Genomic DNA, 11,941 nt, shown 5'->3' with positions numbered 1-11,941 from the left:
CTCTATCCACTGAACCGCAGCAGGGCCAACGTCGTCCCCGCCTGCAACACCAAAGCAGACGATGACGACGGGAGGGATTCAATGCCTGCTGCCTTCCTCGGGTTCCCCGAGCCCCAGGGTCTTTACCACCCCGCGAACGAGCATGACGCCTGTGGTGTCGCGATGGTCGCGGACGTGAACGGGCGACGTGGCCACGAGATCGTCGTGAAGGCTCTGACGGCCCTGTGCAATCTCGACCACCGGGGGGCCAAGGGTAGCGAGCCGGACACCGGCGACGGTGCGGGGATCCTGACGCAGGTCCCCGACGGCTTCCTGCGCGCCAGCGTGGACTTCCCGCTGCCCGAGTCCGGCAAGTACGCCGTGGGCATGGCCTTCCTGCCGGTCGACGGCGAGGCGAGGCGGATCGCCACCGGGATGATCGAGGAGATCGCGGCGGAGGAGGGCCTGACGGTCCTCGGCTGGCGCGAGGTCCCGGTCGACACCGCGCACGCCGGGCCGAGCGCCCGCGCGGTCATGCCGCACTTCATGCAGCTGTTCGTGTCGAGCCCGAACGGCGAGAGCGGCGTCGAGCTCGACCGGCTGGCTTTCTGCCTGCGCAAGCGGGCCGAGCACGAGGCGGACGTCTACTTCCCCTCGCTGTCGGGCCGCACCCTCGTCTACAAGGGGATGCTCACCCCGCTGCAGGTCGAGCCGTTCTTCCCCGACCTGTCCGACGAGCGCTTCGACACCGCGATCGCGCTGGTGCACTCTCGCTTCTCGACCAACACCTTCCCGAGCTGGCCGCTGGCCCACCCCTACCGTTACATCGCCCACAACGGCGAGATCAACACGGTCAAGGGCAACCGCAACTGGATGCGGGCGCGCGAGGCGATGCTGGAGTCTGAGCTGATTCCAGGTGACCTGTCGCGACTCTTCCCCATCTGCGACCCGGACGGATCGGACACCGCGTCCTTCGACGAGACGCTCGAACTGCTGCACCTGGGCGGGCGCTCGCTCCCGCATGCGGTGCTGATGATGATCCCCGAGGCGTGGGAGAACCACACCGAGATGGACCCCGCGCGGCGGGCGTTCTACGAGTTCCACTCCTCGATGATGGAGGCGTGGGACGGCCCCGCCTCGATCACCTTCACCGACGGCACGCTGGCGGGCGCCGTCCTCGACCGCAACGGGCTGCGCCCCGGCCGCTTCTGGGTGACCGCCGACGGCCTGGTCGTGCTGGCCTCCGAGGCGGGCGTGCTCGACTTCGCGCCCGAGGACGTCGTGCGCAAGGGCCGCCTGCAGCCGGGGCGGATGTTCCTCATCGACACCGCCCGCGGCAAGATCATCGAGGATGACGAGATCAAGGCCGAGCTGGCCGCCGCGCTGCCGTACGAGGACTGGCTGCACGCGGGCCTCGTGCGCTTCGAGGAGCTGCCGGCCCGCGCCCACGAGATGCCCACCCACGAGGCGCTCGTCAAGCGGCAGCAGACGTTCGGCTACACCGAGGAAGAGCTGCGGATCATCCTGTCGCCGATGGCCAAGAGCGGCCAGGAGCCGATCGGGTCGATGGGCACCGACACGCCCGTCGCCGTGCTCAGCGAGAAGCCCAGGCTGCTGTTCGACTACTTCAGCCAGCTGTTCGCGCAGGTCACCAACCCGCCGCTGGACGCCATCCGCGAGGAGCTCGTCACCTCGCTGGCCAGCACGCTGGGCCCCGAGGGCAACCTGCTCGCCCCCGGCCCCTTCTCGTGCCGCCAGCTGGTCCTGCCGTACCCGGTGATCGACAACGACGAGCTCGCGAAGATCATCCACATCAACGACGAGGGCGGCCTGCCCGGCTTTCACCCCTACGTCGTCTCGGGCCTGTACGAGGTCGCCGGTGGCGGCACCGCGCTGAAGGAGCGGCTCACGGCCATCTGCGCCGAGGTCTCCGAGGCGATCGCGGGCGGGGCGCGGATCATCGTGCTGTCCGACCGCGGCTCCTCCGAGCGCCTCGCGCCGATCCCGTCGCTGCTGCTGACCGGCGCGGTGCACCACCACCTCATCGCCGAGAAGACCCGCACCAAGATCGGCCTGGTCATCGAGACCGGCGAGGCCCGCGAGTGCCACCACATGGCGCTGCTCATCGGCTACGGCGCCGGGGCCGTCAACCCCTACCTCGCGATCGAGACCGTCGAGGACATGGTCGACACCGGCATGCTGCAGGTCGACAAGCACAAGGCCGTGCGCAACCTGATCAAGGCGTACGGCAAGGGCGTCATCAAGGTCATGTCCAAGATGGGCGTGTCCACGGTGGCCTCCTACACCGGCGCGCAGATCTTCGAGGCGCTCGGCCTCGGCGCCGAGGTGATCGACACCTGCTTCGTCGGCACCACCTCGCGCCTGGGCGGCGTCGGCTTCGACGTCCTGGCCCAGGAGGCCGCCGCCCGCCACCGCCACGCCTACCCCCGCGCGGAGAACGCCCACCGGCGGCTCAACGTCGGCGGCGAGTACCAGTGGCGGCGCGAGGGCGAGCCGCACCTGTTCAACCCCGAGACGGTCTTCAAGCTGCAGCACGCCACGCGCAGCCGCCGCTACGAGATCTTCAAGGAGTACACCGGCCTCGTCGACTCCCAGGCCGAGAAGCTGATGACGCTTCGCGGGCTGTTCAAGTTCGCCTCGGACCGCGCCCCGGTGCCGCTGGAGGAGGTCGAGCCGGTCTCCGAGATCGTCAAGCGCTTCTCCACCGGCGCGATGTCCTACGGCTCCATCTCGATGGAGGCGCACGAGACGCTCGCGATCGCGATGAACAGGCTCGGCGGCAAGTCCAACACCGGCGAGGGCGGCGAAGACCCTTCGCGCCTGTACGACGCCACCCGCCGCTCTGCCATCAAGCAGGTGGCCTCCGGCCGGTTCGGCGTCACCAGCGAGTACCTGGTCAACGCCGACGACCTGCAGATCAAGATGGCCCAGGGCGCCAAGCCGGGCGAGGGCGGCCAGCTGCCCGGCCACAAGGTCTACCCGTGGATCGCCAAGACCAGGCACTCCACCCCCGGCGTCGGCCTCATCTCGCCGCCGCCGCACCACGACATCTACTCCATCGAGGACCTGGCCCAGCTCATCCACGACCTGAAGAACGCCAACCCGGTCTCCAGGGTCCACGTGAAGCTGGTGGCCGAGGTCGGCGTCGGCACGGTCGCCGCGGGCGTCTCCAAGGCCCACGCCGACGTCGTGCTGATCTCCGGCCACGACGGCGGCACCGGCGCCTCGCCGCTCACCTCGCTCAAGCACGCGGGCGCCCCGTGGGAGCTCGGCCTGGCCGAGACCCAGCAGACGCTGCTGCTGAACGGCCTGCGCGACCGGATCGTGGTCCAGGTCGACGGCCAGCTCAAGACCGGCCGCGACGTGGTCATCGCCGCCCTCCTCGGCGCCGAGGAGTACGGCTTCGCCACCGCTCCGCTGGTCGTCTCCGGCTGCGTCATGATGCGCGTGTGCCACCTCGACACCTGCCCGGTGGGCGTGGCCACCCAGAACCCCGAGCTGCGCAAGCGCTTCGCCGGCAAGCCCGAGTTCGTGGTGAACTTCTTCGAGTTCATCGCGGAGGAGATCCGCGAGTACCTCGCCGAGCTGGGCTTCCGCTCGCTCGACGAGGCCATCGGGCACGTCGAACTGCTCGACGTGTCGGCGGCGGAGGACCACTGGAAGGCCAGCGGGCTCGACCTGGCGCCGATCCTGCACCAGCCGTCGCTGCCCGAGGGGACGCCGCTGCGCCGTACGGTCGACCAGGACCACGGACTGGAGCACGCCCTCGACAACACGCTCATCGCACTGGCCGAGGGCGCGCTGGAGCACGGCACGCCGGTCACGCTCGACCTGCCGATCCGCAACGTCAACCGCACGGTCGGCACCATGCTCGGCTACGAGGTGACCAGGCGGTACGGCGGCGCGGGCCTGCCCGACGACACCATCGACATCAGCTTCACCGGATCGGCGGGCAACTCCTTCGGCGCCTTCGTGCCGCGCGGGGTGACGCTGCGGCTGACCGGTGACGCCAACGACTACCTCGGCAAGGGCCTGTCGGGTGGCCGGATCACGGTCCGCCCGCACGACACCGCCCCGCTGGACGGGCAGATCATCGCCGGGAACGTCGCACTCTACGGCGCGACCTCGGGTGAGGTGTTCATCCGCGGCGTGGTCGGCGAGCGCTTCTGCGTCCGCAACTCGGGCGCCACCGCGGTCGTCGAGGGCGTGGGCGACCACGGCTGCGAGTACATGACGGGCGGCAAGGTCGTCGTCCTCGGCCAGACCGGGCGCAACTTCGCCGCGGGCATGTCGGGCGGCATCGCCTATCTGCTCGACCTGCGATCCGAGCGCGTCAACCGCGAGATGGTCGCCATCGAGCCGCTGACCGACAAGGACGCGTCGTTCCTGCACGAGACCGTGGCCAGGCACTTCGAGGAGACGGGCTCGCCGATCGCCAAGGAGCTGCTGGCCGACTGGGACGCCGCGCTCACCCGGTTCGGCAAGGTCATGCCGACCGACTACAAGAGGGTGCTGCTGGCCGCCGAGGCCGCCCGCATCGAGGGCCGCGACATCGACGAGGCCGTCATGACCGCGGCGGTGCAGGCATGACCCGCCGTCACGGGCACCGTCGCCCGCTTCGGAGTGCGGACGTGATCCGCCGTCAGGGGCACGGTCACCGGCCGAGCTCGCCGCAGAACGTTCAGGGATAGGGGGCGCAACTCTCATGGCTGACCCGAAGGGTTTCCTCACGCACGACAGGGAGCTGCCCGAGCGCCGCCCCGTGGACGTCCGCATCCGCGACTGGAAGGAGGTCTACCAGGACTTCCCCGCGCCGAAGCTGACCAAGCAGGCGGCCAGGTGCATGGACTGCGGCATCCCGTTCTGTCACAACGGCTGCCCGCTCGGCAACCTCATCCCCGAGTGGAACGACCTCGTCTACCGTCACGACTGGCGCGAGGCGATCGAGCGGCTGCACGCGACCAACAACTTCCCCGAGTTCACCGGCAGGCTCTGCCCCGCTCCCTGCGAGGCTGCCTGCGTCCTCGGCATCAACGCCGACCCGGTGGCGATCAAGCGGGTCGAGGTCGAGATCATCGACCACGCCTTCTCCGAGGGCTGGGTGACCCCCGTCGTCCCCGAGAAGAAGACCGGCAAGCGCGTCGCCGTCGTCGGCTCCGGCCCCGCGGGCCTGGCCGCCGCCCAGCAGCTCACCCGCGCGGGACACGACGTGGTCGTCTTCGAGCGGGCCGACGCCATCGGCGGGCTGCTCCGCTACGGCATCCCCGAGTTCAAGATGGAGAAGCGCCACATCGACCGGCGCCTCGACCAGATGCGCGCCGAGGGAACCGAGTTCCGCACCTCGGTGAACGTGGGCGTCGACATCACGGCCGAGCAACTGCGCGAGCAGTTCGACGCCGTGGTCCTGTCGGGCGGCGCCACCCAGTGGCGCGACCTGCCCGTCGCCGGACGCTCGCTGCGCGGCATCTACCAGGCGATGGAGTACCTGCCTCCGGCCAACAAGGACTTCGACAACTCCCCGATCAACGCCCGCGGCAAGCACGTGGTCGTGATCGGCGGCGGTGACACGGGCGCCGACTGCATCGGCACCGCGATCCGCCAGGGAGCCGCCTCGGTGACCCAGCTGGAGATCATGCCCCAGCCGCCCGCCTCCCGTCCCGGCGCGCAGCCGTGGCCGACCTTCCCCACGCTGTTCAAGATGGAAAGCGCCCACGAGGAGCTGGCCGAGGGCGGCGGCGACCGGGTCTACGCGGTCTCCACCACGGAGTTCGCCGACGACGGCACGGGACACGTGCGGGCGCTGCGCCTGGTCGAGGTCGAGGGACCGCAGAACGGCTTCAAGCCGATCCCCGGCACCGAGCGGGAGATCCCCGCCGAGCTGGTGACGCTCTCGATGGGCTTCGTCGGCCCGGAGAAGGGCGCGCTGCTGGAGGACCTCGGCGTGGAGTACGACGCGAGGGGCAACGTGGCCCGCGACAAGACGTACATGACCAACGTCGACGGGGTGTTCGTCGCGGGGGACATGGGACGAGGGCAGTCGCTCATCGTCTGGGCCATCGCCGAGGGGCGCGCCGCCGCCTCGGGGGTCGACCGGTTCCTGACCGGCGAGACCGCCCTGCCGTACCCGATCCTCCCCACGGCCCGCCCGCTGGTCTGACGATCAACCGATGAACGCCCGCCCGAGAACTCGGGCGGGCGTTTCCCATGCGCCCCGGCTGGAACGCCCTGCGGGCTCCCCTTGGTCGGGATTCTGTGGGAGGCGTCGTTTCGGGTGGGACGCGCTGCGGGTTCTGTGGGCGGGTCGTTTCCGCTGGGACGGGGTGCGGGTTCTCGTTGGGTGGGTTCTCACAGGTGGAGCGTGCTGCGGGTGCTCCTGGGCGGGGACTCTGGGTGGTGACCTGTCTCTCCTGGGATGTGTCGAGGGGCCGCTTGGGCGCTGTTCTCCCAGGTGGCACGCGGGGTAGGCGTTGAAGGAGGGGACTGTCTTGGGGATTTCCGGGGGTGGTGGTCCGATTTTTTCGGACCTGTCGCGCTCGCGAGAAGAGGATCGCTTGACCTGGGATGCCGGTCCGCGTCGGGTGATCGGGCAGCTTCGCCCGTTGGGGTCAATATCGCGAAAAATCATAGAAACGGGTGAATAAGTTGCAACTGGGGAACGAGGTGGAGAGGATGCTCCCCTCGCCTGCCTGAGCGATCTATGGGGGTTTGGATGCGGCGGCTCATCTACGGCCTGGCGGCTGCGGCTCTGGTGGTGCCGCTGGTCGTCGGCGCGTCCGTCGTGGCGAACCCCTCTGCCGCTCCCTCCACCGAGTTCATGGTCTTCTACGCCGATGGTGGCCGGCGCGCGGCCGTCGCGGCGATCGAGGCGAACGGCGGGCGGGCGGTGTCGACCGAACCCAAGCTCGGTTACGTACTCGCACAGGGCGCGGGTGCGGCCTTCGCCGACGCGCTGGGGCGCAGCGACGCCATCGTCGGGATCTCGACCGACCGCGTGATCGGCTACTCCTCCGCCGCCCTCGCCGCCCGAGGCCGCGGCCCCTCCGCCGGAACGGAGAACGGCACCACCGCCACCGGAGCCCCCAGCGCTTCCCCAGCTCAGGTCGGCGGCGGACACCTCACGGCTTCCACCGGCAAGGCTGCGACCGGAACCCTCAACGCCTCCACGGGCAAGGTCAGCGCTGGAGGTCGGCTGTCTGCAGCCGAGGGTGTCGCGCATCGTGCGGTTGCCGGGTCGGCCGAGACGGCGGGCGGCCGGTCCAAGGAGACGGCCGGTGGCGGGTCCGGGGAGACCGCGCGTGGTGGGCCCAAGGAGACGGCCGGTGGGGCGTTTCCGGATGGGGCGGCGGTGCGGGGGAGTGCGGCCGAGCCGCTGGCCGCGCGCCAGTGGGACATGCGGATGATCGGGGCCGACCGGGCCAACCGTGTCGCGCCCGGCTCGAACAAGGTGCTGGTCGGGGTCATAGACACCGGCGTGGACGGCAAGCACCCCGACATCGCGCCCAACTTCAACCGCGCTCTCAGCCGCAACTTCGTCACCGACCGTCCGAAGGACCGCAACGGGGAGAAGCTCGACGGCCCGTGCGAGTACAAGGGCTGCAAGGACCCCGCGGACATCGACGACGACGGCCATGGCACCCACGTCGCCAGCACCATCGCCTCGCCCCTCAACGGCAAGGGCATCGCGGGCGTCGCGCCGAACGTGCAGCTGGTCAACCTCAGGGCGGGCCTCGACTCGGGCTACTTCTTCCTCAAGCCCGCCCTCGACGCCCTCACCTACGCCGCCGACAACGGCATCGACGTGGTGAACATGAGCTTCTACATCGACCCCTGGCTGTTCAACTGCAGGAACAACAAGGCCGACAGCAGGCGCGAGCGGCTGGAGCAGCGCGGCATCATCACCGGCATGCAGCGCGCCCTCGACTACGCCCGCGGCAAGGGCGTCACGCTGATCGCCGCGCTCGGCAACAGCTCCACCGACCTGGGCAACCCGCGCAGCGACGGCGAGAGCCCCAACTTCCCCACGAACTCGTCCAGGAGCCGCTCCATCGACAACTCCTGCCTGAACGTGCCCATCGAGTCGGAGGGCGTCGTCTCGGTCTCCTCGCTCGGCCCCTCCGGACGCAAGGCGATCTACTCGAACTACGGCGTCGAGCAGGCCGACCTGTCCGCGCCGGGCGGCGACACGCTGGACGGCAAGGGCGTCTCGCCCACCAGGTCCATCCTGGCCGCCGCGCCGGAGGCGGCCCTGCGCAGGGCAAACAAGATCAACAAGCGGGGCGAGCCGCAGACCGCCACGGTCGTGCGGGACTGCCACGGCACCGAGTGCGCCTACTACCAGTACCTCGACGGCACCTCGATGGCCGCCCCGCACGCCACCGGCGTCGCGGCGATCATCATCTCCCGCTTCGGCCGGCCGGGAGCGGGCGGGGTGACGATGGATCCCGCGTCCGTGGAGCGGCTGCTGTACGCCACCGCGACGCCGAAGGGCTGCCCGTCGCCGCGGGCCTTCGAGTACCGGTACTTCGGGCAGAAGGAGACGCACACCTGCGAGGGCGACGAGGCGAAGAACGGCTTCTACGGCAAGGGCGTGATCAACGCCTACCGGGCGGCGACGATCTCCCAGTGAACGGCCTCCCGGCACACGGGCTCCCAGCGAACGGGCGCGCGGTTTCCAAGGGGCCGCCTGTCGGTGGGGCGGGCGACGTGACGGCGGCCGGCCGTCGCGCCCGAGGAGCGTCGACCGGACAGACGTCAGCCGGTGACCGCCTTGGAGCCAAGTGGTGCTTGCCGTACAACAGACCATGGGGTGCTGCTGCCGGACAACGCCGTACAACAGACCATGGGGTGCTGCCGGACAACGCCGTACAACAGACCATGGGGTGCTGAACGGGTGCTTGCCGGACAATAGGTGGTTAGCCTGGAGACATGATGTACCGGCTGCTCGCGGACACCGCGATGGTCGTGCACTTCCTGTTCCTCGCCTACCTGGCGGTGGGCGGGTTCCTCGCCCTGCGGTGGCCGCGCGCGATCTGGGCGCACCTCGCGGTGGCGGCGTGGGGCGTGATGTCGATCGTCACAGGCGTAGAATGCCCGCTGACCCTCGTTGAGGACTGGGGACGCCGCCAGGCGGGCCTGGCGGGACTGACGCCCTCCGGTTTCATCGACCACTACATCGAGGGCGTCATCTATCCAGAAGAACACACCAACCTGGCACGTCTCGGCGTGGCTTCACTTGTGATCGGCTCCTGGTTCGGGTACCTGTGGAGACGACGTCACCGGGATTTCTCCCGGGCGTGACTGCCAAGTGGTCTGTACCAATTAAGGTAGGACTCGTGACTCGTCGCGCGAAAATCGTCTGTACCCTCGGTCCTGCCACCTCCTCCGCCGACCGGCTCCGCGAGCTGATCGGCGCCGGCATGGACGTAGCCCGCTTCAACCTCAGCCACGGCACTCACGAGCTGCACAAAGAGGTTCTCGACCGGGTGCGGGAGGTGGCTGCCGACCTCGGCAGGGGCGTAGGCGTGCTCGCCGACCTGCAGGGTCCGAAGATCCGCGTCGGCACCTTCGAGGAGGGCCCCGTCCGCCTCGGCTTCGGCGACGTCTTCACCGTCACCACCGAGGACGTCCCCGGTGACCGTGAGCAGGTCTCCACCACCTACAAGGGGCTGCCGGGCGACGTCCGCCCCGGCGACACCATCCTGGTCGACGACGGCCGGGTGGTCCTCGAGGTCACCCGCGTCGACGGCAAGCGCGTCGTCACCCGCGTCGTGATCGGCGGCATGATCTCCGACAACAAGGGCCTCAACCTGCCCGGCGTCAACGTCAGCGCCCCCGCCCTCACCGACAAGGACGAGACCGACCTGCGCTGGGCGCTGCGCGCAGGCTTCGACATGATCGCCCTGTCGTTCGTGCGCCGTCCCTCCGACGCCGACGTGGTCCGCAACATCATGGAGCAGGAGGCCGTACGGCTCCCGCTGCTCGCCAAGATCGAGAAGCCCCAGGCCGTGGAGCGGCTCCCCGAGATCGTCGAGGCGTTCGACGGCATCATGGTCGCCCGTGGTGACCTCGGCGTCGAGCTGCCCCTCGAGGACGTGCCGATCGTCCAGCGGCGCATCATCGAGCTGTGCCGCGAGAAGGCGCGTCCCGTCATCGTCGCCACGCAGATGCTCGACTCCATGATGAACGCCCCGCGCCCCACCCGCGCCGAGGCCTCCGACGTCGCCTTCGCCGTCATGGACGGCGCCGACGCGGTCATGCTGTCCGGCGAGACCTCGGTCGGCAACTTCCCCATCGAGTCCGTCGCCACCATGGACCGCATCGCCTGCGCCGCGGAGAAGGCCTCCCTGCGCGCCACCCACAGCCTCGAGCGCCTGCCCGAGACCACCGGCGGCGCCATCGCGCGCGCGGCGGCCGAGGTCGGGGCGATCGTGGGCGCCAAGGCGCTGGTCGCCTTCACGATGTCGGGCGAGACGGCGCGGCGCCTGGCCCGCTACCGCTCGCCGATCCCGCTGCTGGCCTTCACCTCGGCTCCGCACGTGCGGGGTCAGCTGTCGCTCACCTGGGGTGTGGAGACCTTCCAGGTGCCCTTCGTCCACCACACGGACGACATGGTGCGGCAGGTCGAGGCGTCGCTCCTGTCGCTGGGACGTCTGGAGAAGGGCGACAAGGTCGTCATCGTGGCCGGATCGCCTCCCGGAACGCCGGGCTCGACCAACGCGCTGCGCGTCCACACGATCGGCTCAGCGGTCTCGCACGCCCACTGAGGCATCGCCTTCGCCTGCGGCTCGGACAGCGTTCTTCAGGGGCACGCCCCTGAAACCACAGCGAGGGGCCTGCCGGTCCCTCGCGCTCCCCGGTCGACCGGCCACCTTGAAGGCGTGGGCTTCGGGGGGCATGGATTCGGGTGTTACCGAGTTGTTCGCCTGACCCGCCGACCGGCCGTGACCGGTCAGCAGGTCAGTACGTCAGTTGGCGTGCAGATCCGCGTTCAGTTCGATGCCGGTTCCGGTGCGCGGCACCGCCTCCACCGCTCCGGTCTGCGAGTTCCGGCGCAGCAGCAGCCCGTTCGAGCCCGACAGTTCCTTCCCCTTGACCACCCGTCCGCTGGGAAGCCGCACCTTCGTCCCCGCCGTGACGTAGAGGCCCGCCTCGACCACGCAGTCGTCTCCCAGGGAGATGCCGACCCCGGCGTTCGCGCCCAGCAGGCAGCGCTCGCCGATCGAGATGACCTCCTTGCCGCCGCCCGACAGGGTGCCCATGATCGAGGCGCCGCCGCCGACGTCCGAGCCGTCGCCCACGACCACGCCCGCCGAGATGCGCCCCTCCACCATGGAGGCGCCGAGGGTGCCCGCGTTGAAGTTGACGAAGCCCTCGTGCATGACCGTGGTGCCGCTGGCCAGGTGGGCGCCGAGCCGTACCCTGTCGGCGTCGGCGACGCGCACGCCCGAGGGGACCACGTAGTCGACCATGCGCGGGAACTTGTCCACGCCGTAGACGGTGACCGTGCCCTTGGCGCGCAGCCGTACCCTCGTCTGTTCGAAGCCGTCCACCGCGCAGGGGCCGTGGTTGGTCCACACGACGTTGGCGAGCCTGCCGAACAGGCCGTCGAGGTTCAGTCCGTGCGGCTTTACCAGGCGGGCTGAGAGCAGGTGCAGGCGCAGGTAGGCGTCGTGGGCGTCGGAGGGGGCCTCTGACAGCTTGGCGATGCCGGTGCGCACCGCGACCACTTCGACCCCCCTGGCCTCGTCCCTGCCGACCAGAGCGGCCAGGTCACCGGCCTCCTCGGCGGACAGGCGCCGCGTGCCGACGGCGGGCGGGTCGCCGAGTTCGGGCGAGGGGAACCAGGTGTCGAGAACCGTGCCGTCGGCGGCGATGGTGGCGAGGCCGACGCCGTGCGCGCCGGTGCTGGTGGGATCGATAGCAGTCACATGCCACAAAATAC

General features: G+C 70.0%; 6 protein-coding genes. 5 read left to right on the top strand and 1 reads right to left on the bottom strand.

Going from position 1 to position 11,941, the window contains the following annotated elements; translation table 11 throughout:
* Nucleotides 1-81 precede the first annotated feature (81 nt).
* The 5 genes from gltB (at nt 82) to pyk (ending at nt 10,763) form a co-directional block, all read left to right on the top strand.
* On the top strand, nt 82-4,590 hold the full coding sequence (gene gltB, locus H4W81_RS20400; RefSeq protein ID WP_192776272.1) for a glutamate synthase large subunit: 4,509 nt from the start codon (nt 82-84) through the stop codon (nt 4,588-4,590).
* Nucleotides 4,591-4,705: 115 nt separating this feature from the next.
* Nucleotides 4,706-6,157 carry a glutamate synthase subunit beta gene (locus H4W81_RS20395; RefSeq protein WP_192776271.1) on the top strand — a complete coding sequence of 484 codons (1,452 nt, stop codon included), beginning with the start codon at nt 4,706-4,708 and terminating at the stop codon, nt 6,155-6,157.
* Nucleotides 6,158-6,709: 552 nt separating this feature from the next.
* Nucleotides 6,710-8,626, top strand: coding sequence for a S8 family serine peptidase (locus H4W81_RS20390; protein WP_225958714.1), 1,917 nt, complete (start codon nt 6,710-6,712; stop codon nt 8,624-8,626).
* A 299-nt stretch (nt 8,627-8,925) separates the two neighbouring features.
* The gene (locus H4W81_RS20385) at nt 8,926-9,297 is read left to right on the top strand and encodes a DUF2784 domain-containing protein (protein ID WP_192776270.1); all 372 of its coding nucleotides are present in this window, start codon (nt 8,926-8,928) and stop codon (nt 9,295-9,297) included.
* 35 nt (nt 9,298-9,332) lie between these two features.
* On the top strand, nt 9,333-10,763 hold the full coding sequence (gene pyk / locus H4W81_RS20380) for a pyruvate kinase (protein WP_192776269.1): 1,431 nt from the start codon (nt 9,333-9,335) through the stop codon (nt 10,761-10,763).
* Between the two features lie 201 nt (nt 10,764-10,964).
* Here pyk and dapD read toward each other — a convergent pair whose 3' ends face one another.
* Nucleotides 10,965-11,927, bottom strand: coding sequence for a 2,3,4,5-tetrahydropyridine-2,6-dicarboxylate N-succinyltransferase (gene dapD, locus H4W81_RS20375; protein WP_192776268.1), 963 nt, complete (start codon nt 11,925-11,927; stop codon nt 10,965-10,967).
* Between the last annotated feature and the right edge of the window lie 14 nt (nt 11,928-11,941).

It is taken from the genome of Nonomuraea africana (assembly GCF_014873535.1).
Classification (GTDB): Bacteria; Actinomycetota; Actinomycetes; order Streptosporangiales; family Streptosporangiaceae; genus Nonomuraea; species Nonomuraea africana.
The sequence above is the reverse complement of the archived record's forward strand: the minus strand, read 5'-3'. Positions and strand labels throughout refer to the sequence as shown.